The sequence below is a fragment of the Sedimentibacter acidaminivorans genome (assembly GCF_017873955.1).
Lineage (GTDB): Bacteria > Bacillota > Clostridia > Tissierellales > Sedimentibacteraceae > Sedimentibacter > Sedimentibacter acidaminivorans.
The window spans coordinates 65,155-81,969 of sequence record NZ_JAGGKS010000007.1 but is presented as its reverse complement, the minus strand read 5'-3'; the positions used below and the strand labels follow the sequence as shown (position 1 = coordinate 81,969).

Here is a 16,815-nt window from a genome sequence, read left to right as displayed (position 1 = left end):
TGCATTTCCTAATTATTTAACATACATATCTATAAATCTTATAATCATAGCCGCTACTTCCGCTCTGGTCGCATTGTCTGAAGGATGTAGTCCTCCATCATCTCCACCTTGCATGATTCCTGCGCTTACTGCCCATTTCATTGCTTCCTCTGCATATGAGGAAACATTTCTATAATCCTTAAACATTTCCATATCCGCTGTTTTTTCAGTTTCTGTATTATATCCCTTTTGTACAGCATATCTGTACAGAAGAACGGATATCTGTTCTCTAGATATGAGTATTTCTGGCAAGAACCTATTACCGTCTGCCCCCTTGACTATGTTTTGTTCTGTTGCCCATGTCACATAAGGAGCATAGTACATATTAGAATCAACATCGACGAACGTCGTTTTTGAATCATGCATATTTGCATTTTCCATTCTACCAAGGACAGTCACGAACATTCCTCTAGTCATACCCAGCTCAGGAGCGAAAAGATTCTCAGTTACACCTTTGAATAATCCCTTTTCTACAACAGCCTTAATATATTCCTGAGCCCAATGACCTTCAACATCAGTGAAAGCATCATAAGGTGATGTTTGTGGCTGTTCCTCAGGTTTAACAGGTTTTGTTCCGCTTGTTCCTCCTGGTCCGCTTGGTCCGTCTCCCCCAGCATCCTTCTGACTTCCTTCATTCTGAACTCCAAATGCGGCGGCTGCCGTCATGCTACCTTTGTCAGAAACCATTAGTTTTCCTATTACCATGCCTCGTGCCCCAGCCGTCATAGTAAGTGTTCCTTCACCATCCACTGAAACACTACCTGAAGCTGCAACTGCATCCCATGAAACCAATGAAGAATTGTTCAAAACAATTTCACTGCCATCTGAAGTTTCAGCCTTTAATATAAGCTGTTTTGTTTCCTGAGAAGTTAAGTCATCTCCTTGTGTCAGAGACTTATTTGTAATATCCGAACCATCAGCGTATAGTTTAAGATTCTGAACCTTTCCCAATGATTTGTTTATAACCGTAATGCTGCGCGATGCAGTATTTCCTACATCATCAGATGCTGAAATTGTTACTTCGTTAGATGCAGCAGTTTTATCAAGATTAACCGTCTGACTGAAACTTCCGTCTTCCTCGCTTACAGATGGTAAATACACTGTTCCATTTATTGTAATTATTGCTTTTAGGTCAGTTATTCCTTTTATTTCAACATTTCCGTTTTCTTCAAAGAAACCTCCGTTAAGTGGAGCCTCCAACAACAATCTTGGTGCCAGTGTATCAACAGCAAAACGCTTCTGCACCAGGACTCCATCTCCTGCAGTATTGGTTCCAATAAATGTGATTATGTGATTGCCGTCTTCTAATCCTTTAAGAGGTATTTCCCAGTCATCTGAATTATTTACGATACCAGCGGCTGATGAGTCACTTTTATCCCCGCCATCAAGTGTCCAAGTTCCGTAAACCTTCTGATCTGACTGTGCACTAAAAGTTATATTGCCACTTTTGTAGGTATCAATGTACACGACTTCGGCTTTACCTTCACTATATGCCACAGCTATACTTTCCGAAGCTGAAATCTCAATACTTGCTCGCTGAGGCTCCGATAATACAACTTCATCGGACATAATCTCTGGAGAATAATATACAAGTACTTTATCTGGATCCGAATTGTCCTCCCTGTAAGTTGAAACCCCTAGCTTATATCCCCTACCAGGTTCCAGCCCCCTTGTAACCACTTCTGTCTTTGTATCTCCATTTTCGTCTTCCGATTCATAGGTATAACTGTATCTTCCTCCCGCTGATAGCTTCTGAGCATCCTTTTTATAGGACATTCCTCCCGCTTCACTGAGAACCCACAAATCATCTTCATTTTTCTCGTAAATATTTATTCTGTATCCATCGAAACTGTCTTTAGGTTCTTCCACATTTGCATCTATCTGATAATCACCGCCGTTTGTTACAAAAATAGATGCAGGAGGCGATGGAAGTTTAGTATTTTCAAAACTGAATATACCCGAAGATACAGCAGTCTCACAAAGTTCTCCTTCCTTTATAGCAGTAACCTTAAGGTGGTAAGTTCCTGTTTCAAGACTGTCTGGAATATCAAAGCCTGTAGTACCTGATTTAATTTCAACCTTATCCTTGGTCTTGTAGATTAAGGTTCCTTCAGTATCATCTGAATTTTTTATAGCCATAAAACTTAATGATTCAAATTCCTCAAGTTGTGACCCAATCCAAGAGGCAGTAATCCTGTCACCAGAGCCTGAAACCTCTGCCGAATCTATACCTGCCATAGGAAGAACATTGTAGAGCAGTAAATCAGCAGGTGCATCAGGTGTATTTATTTTCCATTCTTTGTCATAATCTTCCTCATGGGTAAATGTAACATTCAAGCTTGCCTTTCCTGTTGAGGAGTTATAAGTAAGATTAGCATTTGTTTCACTATTCTCAGTCGCATTTGCATCATATTCTGGATTATACATTTTTATATCATATGCTTGTGAGCTAGAATCGATTATACTTATTTTTTTTGCTATTTCATTTGCTTCATCCTTGGTATCAGCATTGTAGCTGATTGACAATATAGCATCATTTCCACCCTGTCTCGCTCCCAGGTTAAGTACATGTTCACTTTTGTCAGCTTTTGAACTTACTCTTGCAGATGTAACCGAATCCATCAGAGTTACTGGAGAATTTATATTATCCACAAGCTCCGCATTAGCCATAAGCTCAAAGTTGGTTCCCACATGCATGTATAGCACTCTTCCTGTTTCTGGATCAGTATAGACAGGTATATCGTCAACTCCAAGTAGTTCCGGGAATGACGGCTGCGGAGCATCTTTTCCAAGTCCGAAGTCTAAATCTCCGCCCCAGTAGTAGCATATGCCGGCATGAATTCCTATGACCTCTATACCACCCCAAATTTTGTTGGAGTTTGCTCCCAAGTAGACGCTACCAATATGCATTCCTCCTATAAACATCACCTGCTCAGGAATATTAACTGAAGCATTTACATAAAACTCAAAGAAACCGTCACTTTCAACAACTATATAGCCTCCACCCGTAATTATATCAAAAATACTCACACTCATGGATGCCATGAAATAAAACTCCGGATACCAGTCGAATTGAAGCTGTGAATGATTCAGAACCTTAATGTCCGTATCCGTTATTACTCCATTGCTGATTTTTATTCCTATGCCTCGTAGACTTAGAGACAGATCAGCTTTTGCGGAAAATGCCTGCATAATTGACAACTGAGCCGACAATAGTATTTTAAGCGGTGGTATAGAATCAGAGGCAAATATTGTATCGTACAACTTATCGATTCCGCCTCCTCCTCCCTGAAGCCACACTACTCCAAATCCATCAATGTTTACTCCCGGTTTGAAACCCTTTATAAAGAAATACAATTTGTCAGGAACGGGATAGCCGTCCTTGCTCTTTATAATTATTTCAGCCTCAGCCTCGAGAGTTGTAAACTTGCATTTTCCTGCAACCCCAACTTCCCAGTTTCCGATTGTGTTTATGGTAAGTTTTGCAGCCATATTTGGCATTGCCGGAGTATATCCTTGAATCTCAAGCTCGATAGTTGTGTTAAAACCTATATACTCTCCCCCAAAGAGTATGTCTTTAACTTTTATGGCTCCCTGCACCCTATCAGCTTTCTCATCTTGTTTTACCTGATCTTTATTACCCTCCCAAGCACTTCTCATGTGCTCTGAAGTATAAGAATTGTCTTCTAAATGGGCAAGGTTTATTTTATCGAATAAATCCAGCTGGTCAGGAGATTTTTCTGCACTATTTGGGATGAGGAAACAAAGATCTAGTAACGCACCAAAAGCTAATACTCTTCTTATCTCTTTTCCACTATCCTTTATTACACCAAGTTCTCCGTAACGGAAATTAAATATCATTCCGCCTATGGTTTGTGCCGCACCACCTGCACTTGGCCATATTAGGGAAATGCTATTTTTATCCGCCATGGGATCTGGTTTTGTTGGTCGTTTACCATTTTTGTCATATGTAATCAGCTCATAGTCATTACCGTTTACGATTGATGTTAAAGCCGAAATACCACTTTTCCATATGGTGGTTCTTGCTCCTGTGGTATAAAGCTCTGCATCAAAATCCACATTTATTGCCTGATTGTCTTGCCCGTATTTTTCTATGGTAACCGTAACATTGCCGTTTTCCACATCTATACAGTTGTTCACTGTCATTACATTCCTACCATTTCCTGTAGATACGCCTGTGTATTTAAGTATTGTTCCGTCTTCGTCTACTTGATCTGTTGGACTGAACTCACCCTTTAGCTCAATCAGTACTTCTCCCAGATTTGATTTTTCCTTATCATATGCGGACTCACTTCCAAAAGTTTTAATCTCATACTTGGAACCTGCATCCTTCGTTCCCTTCTTCTGCACTATGGCAAGAACGCCGTAGCCATCATTTCTGTACGCCTCATCGTCACTTACAATAATTTTCATGGCTGGAGCGTAAATATCACTTTTCCCAGCATCGGTATAGTCTATTACCAGCTCATAGTTTCCTGTATCCATCTTTTCTGAAAAGACCACATCTATTGTATTTTCCTCAGTATCAATTAAAAACTGCTCCGCTGGTACAATATATGACTTTCCACTTTTAGATTCTGGTTCTGCAATTACCCTATATTCTGATTTATTTTCCAGCATGCTGAAATTGCTTCCAGTCATGAATACATGTCTGGTGCCCTGATTGTATATTATTTCAGGAGATGACCCAGTAAATTTTATTTCAGGCAACTTGCCGTCGCCTCCTGGGCAAAGTATGTAGCACATCCCTTCTCCCAGTAAATTTTCCTCAAGAAGCTGTCCGCTGCCAGTCGGATCCACATTAGGGCTTACATTGTACACTTTGAAATGCACCTTTCTGTAACCCGCCTCTTCTCCCACCGCAGCATTGAACTTCCAAGATATACTCTTTGTTTCATCAACCTTGAAGTCACTTACTTCCTTTGTATAAGGATCTGCATAGCTTACCTGCGTCTGAAGAACCCCATCATCATCGAGAGGCTTTATTCCCGTCTGACAGTACACAGCCACCTTAACATTCTCATATCTCACTGATGTATCAGATATATAGTTTTCAATATATGTCTGAATTTTAAAATCACCAGGATTTCCGCCATCAACCTGACCTTCGTAATTCTTTTTGTCAGGAGACAGAGTCATTGACGGAGGAGCTGTCAAATTCACTGCAACTGTACTTTTATTTGAAACTTTTTCATTGGAATACACACCGTAATATGTAGCCACTGTTCCTGATAACTCACTGCTGACCATCCCAATATCATAGTACAGTGCATAAGCACTGTCTGCTGTAAGATACTTCTTGTTGTTTGGATTTGTGAAGGTCATTTCTGGATCAGGCGTAAAGTCAAATACGCTAGAAGCTAGGTTGTTCCAGTGACCAAAAGCAACTTTTTCAGGAACACACTCTTGTTCATTAACTGATGCATTTACTGTATAAGCCAGTATAGTAGGATTATTTACATCATCATAAGCGAAAAAAGTTTTTTCATACAACTTGCCGTCAGAATTGGAATACTGTGCTTCCTTCTCTACTCTTGTATAAGTGTTGTCATTTCCCGACATCTCATATATGGCAAAATCCTGATACCCCAGAGCCGTGTCCATAAGTATTCTGGCACTAATATCAGCAGGAGCTCCTGTAGTTTCCGCCGTATATGATATATATGCCATACCATGATTGTTTGAGCCTGTATTAGAAAGCTCTATCCTCTGGGTAAATTTAAGATCATCAACTCCCCAAGTTGCGGTTATGCCTGCTACATCCTGTGTCACCGTAACTGCCTGATCTGTCAGTCCAAGAAAACTATACTTTCCACCAAATATATAATCCTTCGTGTCTCCATTTCTTTCCACTCTGAAGGATGTAAAGGAAGTATTGTCATTATCGCTGGGAAATAAAAGATTTTTGTTATTATCGTCCTTGTTCAGCTTATCTCCCTCTGCGGTACGTATATTGAACGCTCCGTTTTCAGCTGAAACAGAAACCTCCAAAAATCCGTTGTTCAATATATATGCATCTGGTGCATGTATCTGTTCCGCCACAGCGCTGAGGGGTAAATACCCCATCAGCATTGTAAGCACTAAGACTATAGATATTGCACGTTTAAAACATTGTTTCATATTTTTACCTCCTTACTTCTGAATATAGACATAAGTTATATAATCCTTTCTGTCCTGCGCACGTACATAGATTGTATAGAAGCCCGTACCCGGCAGAGTAAAGCTGTCGGTCTCAGCCTTCACAGCTCTTGTTTTCATTTGTCCTGGAGTTTTCAGCCCTTCTTTCCAGAATACAGTACTTGGCTCTTCATTTATGCCATATACAGGCAAATTCTCTATTGTAAGTGTTATATCTCCCGTATTAAGAACCATTGTGCCTTCAGACTCCGCACCTTCTCCATTTATAAGCAGATTAAGTGAATCTTTTCCGTACACTCTCAGAATTCTATATGATGATGTCTTATTTCCAGAGGTATCTGCAACTTCATATGTCACCTTATATTTGCCAGGCGACATGCTATCTGATATGTTTATGGATATATCTTGCCAGTCGGCTATGGATATAACAAAATCAGTAACAGCCCCATCTTTATTATCACTAACAACAACTCCGCTCTTGAGCTTACTCAATATATCTTCTGCTATGCTTCCTTCTCGTACAGATACTACTGGTGATGCAAACAGTATGGTCGGTGGCACTCTATCAGGTAGCAAAACATTGAGATAATTGTATATCTTGGTTCCTCTTACACCGTCAACTGCTTCCACAACATAGAAGGCTGTATCTTCAGATGGTGTAAATTCAAATTTTAACCACTTATTTTTCTCGGTATCTACGGCACTTCCTCCGTTGAATTTAACTTTTCCATTCTTACTGAGTTTAACGTAAAATTCAATGCTTCCTGTACTACCCAGTTCAAGCTTTCCTGCGTTATCCACCGCTCCATCATCACTAGCTGTTGTATTGAAATAAACCTTCATGTTTTCTTTGTCAATCTGGTCTACTTTAACGGTATGTACAACAGAGTTTCCTGCTTCGTCAGTAAAATGCATGTCATAAGATCCATTAGCAGTAAATGTATATGTAAACTCTTTGCCGAAGTCTACAGTATTTCCCGAGGAATTTTCAGCCATAAAAACATCCTTATCCGTTGTGAAGGTATACCTTATGCTCTGTTTGTCATCAGCAAGCACAAAGCTGTTTGCCACATTGAACTCTTTCCTATCTATACACACAACATCCCCAATATTAAATAACGCATCCTTACCGTTATAAGACTTAAAATAAAGGTCAATATCTGCATTTTCATGATATGTTACAACAGCTCCGCTTTGAATAAAGCTTATTTCAACTTTTGAGTTTTCAACCTCATTAGTTGTTCCCTTATAATATGCCTTTACATCCTGTACAGTTTTGTTGAACTTAATCTGTGCATTAATATCCTTATTGGTGTGCAACTCAGGTGGAGGATAAATTGCATCTTCTTTTCCCTGTCCTTCACCTACAGGTGTCCATTTAACCGATAAAACCTGAGGAGGTGATACATCCAGCCAATCAACTGGTGCCTCTGTACTGTTGATGTTTCCGACCTGATCCTTGTAATAAAATAGAAATTCCTCATTATCTTTGTATTTGTGATAATACTTTCCATCATAATTTCCAAGGGAAGTATCCTTTTCAACCCCTGTAACGTTGGTTGCAATTATTTCTTCATCGTTATCTGGTATTAGGTATCCTACTGTTGAGAAGAAAGTTTCTGCCACATATTCTACCTCAGCGGATGGTCTTACATTATCCACCTTATCAAAATTCATAAGAGGCAGCGATGTTACATTGCCCTTTTCATCAACAAGATATATTATAAATTCAGCATTTTCGTCTATCATTACCGCTCTGTCATTTACAGTAACTCCTGTTATGGTATCACTGACATCATCATATGCGGGAACAAATGACTGTTCTTTCAGTATCATCTTAACCTTACTTGAATCAGCCACATTGAATATCATCATATATCCCTGGGCAGCTGGAAGGCTTTCAATAGCTTTCTCAATGCTTTCGCTACTGTTTAAGCTGTCCCTTTGCTGATTCATGTAATCAAGCTTGGAATACAGTACAACATTGTATTCAGGAGGTGCTTCGTCCTTTTCCATCACAACCACATCATAATCTAGATTAACCGTTATAGAACCATGGTTTTTAGCTAAATCTTCGTATTCAAAAGTATAGCTGTCTCCTGCCTTAGCTCCATCGGTAAAGGTGTAAGTAAGCGGACCATTTGTTCCCGTGAGCAGTTCATTGCAGTATATCCCTGCCACTACAATGTCTGTGGTGAACGCTTCATCTCCCATCGGCTTTCCTCCAGTATAATAAATATACGGCTCAACCGATTCTATAACACGGTCAATATTAGATATTATCATACTCCTGTCCTTTGTCTTTCCCTTGTTTTCTATGGTCAATATCATACTTCCGTTATCTGTCATTGTAATAATAGCTGACTTTCCGCCTTCTTCAATCGTACCTTCCAGAGAAGTATTTCCTTGAGCTCCAGCAATTGTGCCATTGAAACCAGTTATAACCGCTGTGCTGTCCCCTGGTATTTCTACTGCTACGGTAACATCATTTTGAGTCGGCTGTGTATCTGAATATTTTATATAAGTATTGAAATCACCAAAAGCTGTAACATTTACACTTTCTATAGAATTGTTTCCGAACAAATCCATATATGAAATACTACATTCACCATCAGAATATATGGCGGCTGAATCCGTATCTGCTGAAAACTGAGGATTACTGTTATCCGGTACGGTTACCAGTACTGGAGCAGTAAAACTAAGTCTCACCTTATCATCAGATGTCAGAGATGCCCCGTCAAACTCAGGTTTAATGTTTTTTGCACTGAAATCAATATAAGTTCCTTCTACTGGGTCACCGAAATATTCATATGATTCTCCCGTTTCACCGTCGGTATAGCTTTCATTCTTATATACTGGGGACATATTTCCCGCCTGATCAGAGCCGCTGAAGGTTAGCCTTGCACTATAGTTATCTGCAGCTCCATAACTGTCATCATACTTAAATGCTCCCCATATTTCCACAGTCTTTTTAAAAGTATTATTAAGCTTATCCTCAGAAAGCACGGTATCTGTTTTATATATTCCTGCTCTAGCATCTTCTGGAGATGCAGCTATCCACTGTCCTGTACCGTTATCTGAAAGCGGTACCTCCACAGATACGAGCCCCGGTTCGCCTGAATTTGAATTAAGCACAGCGGAATAATTTTCATCAAAGCTTAAATAAAGCTTTCCATCCGTAAGATCATGATCGTCCTCAATCTTAACCTTTACATGGAATTCATTATCGGGATCACTGGAAATTTTTTCCGACTTAAGATTTGGCTCTTCATTATCAATCCAGTCAATCTCTAATTTTTTGATTTCCACATTTCCTGCCATATCTGATACATAGAAATAATATTTGTCATTTCTACTTATGGTAACAGGCTCCATGTTTTCTTCAATTTTTTCTTCCGAGAAGCTACAGTTAAATGTTCTTGCACCATTTATAGCAATCACATTTTCGGCACTTACCGTAACAGAAGAGACCCATCCTCCTTCTTTGCTGCTATCGGTTACCAGTTCAAACTCCGGTCTACTGTCTGCAGTTGTAATGTTAAATTGCCTTACAGATGTCAATTCACCATTTGAGAGGCAAAGCTGGTAACATATGGTATTGACTTTATTGTTTATTATTGGCAGGCAGGATATTTCGCCATTCATATAACTGCTTTCGTTAAGTTCTTCCTCACTATCAACTATATTTAAATTTATGTCTCTTCCATATGTTCTCATTGTCTGCCACTTAGCATACTCTGGAGCATTTCCGTCAACCATACTTCCGGCATTCCATATTCTTATCCCTCCTTTGGACAAGTCGGAATGATTGCTTAAATTAATTTCTTTAATTATGTCGTCATGATAATCATGATACCACAGTCTACTTCCAGGCAGCTCTCCCTCAACTTTTGCATCTATGAGAATATCTCTTATACCTTCATACCCGTCCGAATTCGGAGCACTTCCTATAAGTATGCTATATGTGTCAGAATAAATCCGATTATTATACGCATATTCGCCTTTTTCATCTTTAATACCTATACTATAATGATTAAGTCCTTCATCCTCAATGGTAAATCCGTTCACAAACATATCACTAAAGTAAATCTTTTCTACATCATTGGAATTTAGTGACTTTAAGGAAACTTCAAGTGCATAAAATCCTGTACTGTCAGTAATACCATCGGATATGACAAAAACTTGCTCATTCCCAGTAGCCACAGGCTTGCTTTTTATCAGAGGCGTCAGCTCATTTATATTTTTGTATCTTCCTCCGTCTGAAAAAGTCAGACCATTATTAAAACTTCCGGAATTACTAACTCCGTGCTCTGTATAATACAAAGCCACATATGTTTCATCGCTGTCAAAGTCAATTTCTTTTACTCCCCATGATGGCACCTCTGGATTGCACAATGTAAATAGTATTCGAGCACCGTCCAGATTTTTCATGTACTTGGCAGCACCCCCAAGAACATAATCTTCATCTCTCCATAGAAGTCCCTCTGTTCCATCAGACTGGATAGTCTTTCCAAATTCAACATCCATAGTTTTTTTTGTAAAATCCCTGCCTGATGGTGCCAATGAAACGTTGAACTCCTGAACATTGATATTTCCCTCTATTCTTGTAATAGGAAATGTCACATCTACTATCTCATAGCCCTGTCCTTCGATACCCGACGGAGTCGTAGGTTCTCCTCCGGGATATGTTCCTTTATAGTAAAAACTTTCTTCCGGATGTGGACCATACATGATGTAATCCGCAAGATATATCCCATCTGCTTCATCAAGATAAAATGCCGTGCTGTTTCCGCAGCCGTGCTCATTAAAGTCCACATTAATCGGCAACTGTTCTTTATCTTTGTAGCCCCACACATTTCTCAACTGCGGTGTATACCCATATGCTGTTATAAATGTTACATCTATTTTTCCGTAATATGTCGAATTTCTTCCGTTATACGAATAATTAGGCAAAGGGTTGAGCATCGAACCTAAAAAATATAAGTCGTCATTGTTCAATTCCTCGCTGTCAAGCAAGTAGCTTCCATTATCTCCAAAGGTTACATCAGCCTTATACCATTTGGAATATGATGAAACCACAGGGTCTGTCCTTGGGAAACCACTATCTTCCTCTAGAACCCTAAGAGCATAAAAAAGATCATTTCTTCCGTCTTTAGTATCCAGTAAATAATCATCCATACTGGATATTGCTGTAACAAAATATTCTTCTTCTTTTTCAGGGTTTTTAATCATGATTACAGATGTTGCTGGAAGACCATTTAAACTGGTACTGTCTCCTGAATAGGGCTGTAAATCCATACCTATCTCTATGGTTTTGGACGGTATATCCAGACCATTTTTTATCTCTATATTTGGATTTGACTTTGTAAAATCAATTATGCATGGTATTCTCAGATTTTCAGACATATTACCTTTTTTATCCGCCGTTCTAATAATAAGGTCAAGGGCTTCTATCTCGCCACCTCCAAACTCATCACTTTCAATCTTTATTTTCAGAGATTCGCTTGTTGACCCATTTTCCATCTCTCCAGTAAAATTTTCCCATCCTTCAGAGGGTTCCTCATCCTTTTCCACCCACTGATATTCAACATCATTTGGATTGGTACCTGAAGAATCCTTCATAATAGCGGAAACGGATATTGTTCCCTCGTCATTAAGTGAATTGAAATCCTGTCTGTAGCCCCCATAGATTATTTCAGGACCCACAAGGTCGGCTGAATAGTCCATTACAAAGCTGTTTCTGCCCTTGTTTTGGGCATAGTCTCCTGGCAATACAACTATTTCAGAATCGACCATGTTGTATTTTACTCCGTCCAAAAGCTTGATATGTATATAGTTTCCTCCTTCCACCTGATTGAAGGACAATGTGCTTAAGCTATCAGCTTCGTTGCTGGTAACTCCTGTTATATATTGTGAATCAGATGGTTTTTCATTTGAAGCAGATACATAGTATTCAAAATTAAATGTTGCATCCGCATCTTCGTCAAGCCATGCAAAGCTTCCCGTCATTCCGTTAGTGCCGCTGGCATATTCGTTGTTTGAACTGATATTATCAACATCATTTATACTTATAGGAAAATAAAATTCTTTTTTATTCTGATTATCGTAAAACACCGGTGTGTATTTTCCATCATTCTCGCTCACAGCTGTTTTTACTTCTGGCAGCTGTGTATCAAGATATTGCTGCTGGGATGCTGCTGGAATGTCCGAAGTACTGCTACTAATGACATTTTTTCTGTAATCGGCAGTATCGTTTGGAAATTCAACCTCAGTTATTTTAAGCGGAGAAATATCTCCGTTCAGCACCATATTTTCCGTTATTTCCAAGGGTTCAAAAATAATTTTGGATACTTTTATTCCATTAACTCCATCATCTATTTCTTCAAGAGACGCTCCTTTTAATTTGACTGGAATTCCTCCCTCTTGTGCATTTAGAAACGCAGTAACCTTATCAACACCCTCAGGTATACTCAGTTGCTCGCTGAACTTCGCGCTGAAAGTCAGAATATCACCTATTCCTGCAAATACTGCACTTCGGTCTATATCTTCTGGCCAGTCCTCAGCCTGAGAGCTCTGATTGCTTTCTGCTGATATTCTAGCACCGCTTATATCCACAGACATAATCCTCGGAGCAACATTATCCAAGAAGCATTTAGTTGACATTTCCTTGTTGCTTTGCTGCCAGTTGACAGGATTTCCCGACATATCAGTAATAATGGAAGAAGTTTTTGTTAGCTCTTCAACTTGAGCCAGGCTTCCTGTCATTGTTATATTTGTTCCGTTTTTCCCCAGCAGAACAAGAGGAAACTTATTTGCCCCACCAATGTTGTTAACCCAATCCTGATTATTTGAAATTCCTGAAACATAGACATTTATTGGTTTATCTGATAGATTTTCCGGAACATTGAATCTAAATGACATTCTTTTTCCCGTAACTTCAACAAGTCTGCCCTTAATCTCCTCTGTGTTTATCTGGACATTACTTTCGATGCCCTTAATTATCAAATTCAGCATAATGCTCTCCAATGGAACTTCATCATTGGCAAAACGAATAGGTTCATCAAAATTAAGATTTATATAACCTGTTTCGTTCGCCTTGAAACCATTAGTCTCCGCTTCTCCACCAAGGGTCCTGCTTGCCGTAATGCTTGTTACCTTAGGGTTAACCTTGTCAATAAGACCTATTGACACGTTGGAAACCTTAGAACTGCCGCATTTGCACCCCAATCCAGTAAAATAAAGTTGAAATCCCAAAAAATTATTTATTTTAAGCTTAGATGTTTCATGTAAATAAACAGCACTATCATCAGGGGCGTCCCAAGCGCTTACCAAGTGCATCAAACCATTAACTCCATACTGATTCTTATGATCAATAGTTGCAGAGGCTCGGTCAAGAATTTTGTTTCCATGTCTCTTATAATTTCTGTGATAATCTGCTGTTAAATTAGCAGAGAAATCCATATACACCTGTCCGCTTGAAAATAAATTTGCGACACCTTCATTGCCATAGGTAGGCTCATAAACAGAATATGTTCCACCGCTATATGTTTTCTTTACCTCTTTCTGATAGTTCCAATCATAATAAGCTTTCCAGAAATCCCCGTTCTCTTTATGCATCATACTGGTATTATAGCTTAATGTACTGTCTGCACCCTTTATATTATTTTCTGACGTTCTTGTAAATTTGTACACAAGATTAAAATTGTCATCTACCTTACGCAGATACGTTCTTCTAAACTGATCGTTTTCGGAATTGATTTTGTTCATTACACCTACAACCGGTTTCTTTATTTCATATTTAACAGCATCAGATCCATTTTCCGATGCAAATGATGAAATTGGAAACATGGAGATAATCATAGCCATAGCTGTGAGCAAAGCAATTCCTCTTTTTTTAGTTTGCATTAACTCTCCCTCCTTGATATAAATTCATATTGAATTTTCCCTCTATCTTTTAAATACATAAAAAAATATATTATTATATAACTCTATATTATTCTTTAAAATGGAAAAAAAACATAGCCCCTAAGGGCTATATTTTGTATTACTACTTACATAAAATTGTTTAACAGCAGTTCAGGCTTTAAGTCTAAAGTCTGAACTGCTTGAGTTCATCACGTTTTTTTATATTAAGCTTTACAAAAACCTTTTTTAAAGTATTTTTAACCGTATAAACAGAAATAAAAAGTTTTTCAGCTATATCGGCATTACTCATACCTTCAGCAGCAAGTGATGAAATTTCCTGTTCTCTTGGGGTAAGGTTGTATTTATCTCTGTTCAACTGCTGATTAATACAACTGACACCAAACTCCTGCTTTTTCGCCAACTCCAGAATCTTTCTCGCGCTTTCCTGATATTCATTAATCAACGAAACTCTTTCCATAAGAGGCACTATTTCTTTTCCCATCTCAGCAAAAGGCATATAAACCTTGTCTGGCATAGCTATATCAAGAGCACGCTTTATATATTTCTGTGCTTCTCCAAACATTCCTAGTTCATGATTCAGCAATCCAAGAATTATAAATATGTATAGCTTTGGAAACAGGAAGTTAAGTTTCTCCGCCAATGAAAGATATGCCTCCGCAAAACCCCATATCTCTGACCGTTTGTTTACGCCTCCCTCTACCCAAAGATATTTGAGATGAATAACATGAGCAAAAGAAGTTGCCACCTCATAAAGACTTGAAGAAATGGAGCGAAAGTCTGTAATCCACAGCTTAACATCATCAGTTTTTCCTCTTAAAACAGACAGGAAACCTAGGCAGAGATCCCCAACATATTGGATACGATGCTCAGTCGCTACGTTAATGGTATTCTGTATTTCCTCCATCGCCTGCAAATATGCCTTAGTATCTCCTCTGAATATAGCGATTCTCGCTAGTTGCAGATAGGCGCACAGCACTATGCTATCCTGCCTGTGGATATTTGCCATATAAATGGTTTTGTAGCACAGGGATTCAGATGAAATATCATCTCCCTGCATAAATAATGCCTCCGCACTCATGGCCTCTCCCGCTCCGCTGCCGTGACCACCTGCAAGCTTGTTGTAATAAGGAATGCATTCGTTCATTATCTTCATTTCCTCAGAAAGTTGTCCGCTTCTTCCCCAAAACATATATAAAACTGATGGCGCACCGAATGTCCATGCATGATTTGCCACTATTAATTTCGAAGGTCCTCCAAGTATTTTATATGCCTCCCTATGCATTATACTCATTTCATAAATATCGTTAAATTTTGTAAATGACATAAGAAGAATAAACTCACCTTTGAGCATCATTCGTATATCCGGCTCCAAAGCATACTCAAGGTTCAGTATGTCACTTATAATACTGCACATACGACTAAAATATTCGATTTTACCTAGTAAAAACAATTCAAAAGCGAACACAAAAAGTAGCTGAGGGTATTTATACAAAATCTTGGATGGAGTGCTTTCTATCACATTCATCATGAACATGTCAGAATCTTTACCCATATAATTTGTCAAATCTTTTCCTTTAAGGGGAAGCTTCATCAGCTGTTCGTAATTTTCAGCCTTATAAAAAAAGCCCGCAGCTTGATAATATTGCTTTTCTACAACACAAGCCAGTCCCGCGCGCTCATACAGCATACTCTTTTCTTCTGCGGAGCAGTTGCATTCAACTCTGTGAAGCAGGTATTCTTTCAGCAAACTTTGCATAACATATCCTCTAAGATTTTCCTCATATCGGACCATATTATTATATTTAATAAGTTTACGTGCATAATCAGGAAATTTGTCTTTTTCAAGAATTACGCAAATTTGCCCGACAGAAAACGATTCAAATATTGAAAGTGACTGCAGAAGAGACTGCTCTCTTGATGTCATTCGGTTCCATATAGTTCTTTCTATTAAATCGTTAATTCCCCCGCATATGCTGAATTTTCCTTCTACTTTATACTCTGTACAGTACATATTTAAGGCTGCTATCCATCCTTCCGTTATAGAGTGAATTTCACCACTTTTCTCAAGAGTCATAGAAACACCATTATGAAGAAATAATTGTTGAACATCATTTTTATCAAATAAAAATATCCTACTTCCAATATACCTAATTAGAGGCACATCAACAAACATCTCTTCTGTTACGGAAGTAGGATGTGAAATTATAATAAAATGCAAAGATAAGTTATTGTGATGTGTAAGCGCCTCTAGGAATTTAATCGGCATATCCTTTTGTATAAGATGATAATCATCTATAACAAACACAGTTTCCTGCTTGCAACTTATATCCTGTATATTAATCATTACATGGGCAAGATTATCATCATTTGGCAGACCTAGCAATGACAGCTTATGAGCAGTATGAGAATCAATATTTTTCATCATTAAACAAATACCATTCCAGGCAGCCTGAGCAGATTCTCCAAGACAAGTATACCAAAAATTTTTGACTTCTCCTTTTATGAAATAATCAAGATACTCCCTTACCGCCATGGTTTTTCCAAACCCTGAAGGAGCTTCGATAAGTGTGACCGGGCTTTCCATAGATTTATCAAGTTCAATTATTATTCGCTGCGGTATATATAAACTTTTACATCTTTTACGTCTGGATGCCATAGTTATTGTACTTCCTCTATATAGATTTATTTTAG

The 16,815-nt window shown here is 38.5% G+C and carries 3 protein-coding genes; all 3 read right to left on the bottom strand.

Features of this window, described 5'->3' with window-relative positions:
• Positions 1-12 precede the first annotated feature (12 nt).
• Positions 13-6,180: an S-layer homology domain-containing protein gene (locus J2Z76_RS11790; protein ID WP_209512266.1), complete on the bottom strand. Its 6,168-nt coding sequence runs from the start codon at positions 6,178-6,180 to the stop codon at positions 13-15.
• Positions 6,181-6,192: 12 nt separating this feature from the next.
• A complete protein-coding gene (locus J2Z76_RS11785; RefSeq protein ID WP_209512265.1) occupies positions 6,193-14,103 on the bottom strand; it encodes a hypothetical protein in 7,911 nt (2,636 codons plus the stop codon).
• Positions 14,104-14,287: 184 nt separating this feature from the next.
• Positions 14,288-16,780, bottom strand: a complete 2,493-nt coding sequence (locus tag J2Z76_RS11780) for a LuxR family transcriptional regulator (protein WP_209512264.1) — start codon at positions 16,778-16,780, stop codon at positions 14,288-14,290.
• Between the last annotated feature and the right edge of the window lie 35 nt (positions 16,781-16,815).

Coding starts and splice junctions, on each gene's coding strand:
- J2Z76_RS11785 (WP_209512265.1), bottom strand. CDS start 14,103: ATGCAAACTAAAAAAAGAGGAATTGCTTTGCTCACAGCTATGGCTATG.
- J2Z76_RS11780 (WP_209512264.1), bottom strand. CDS start 16,780: ATGGCATCCAGACGTAAAAGATGTAAAAGTTTATATATACCGCAGCGA.
- J2Z76_RS11790 (WP_209512266.1), bottom strand. CDS start 6,180: ATGAAACAATGTTTTAAACGTGCAATATCTATAGTCTTAGTGCTTACA.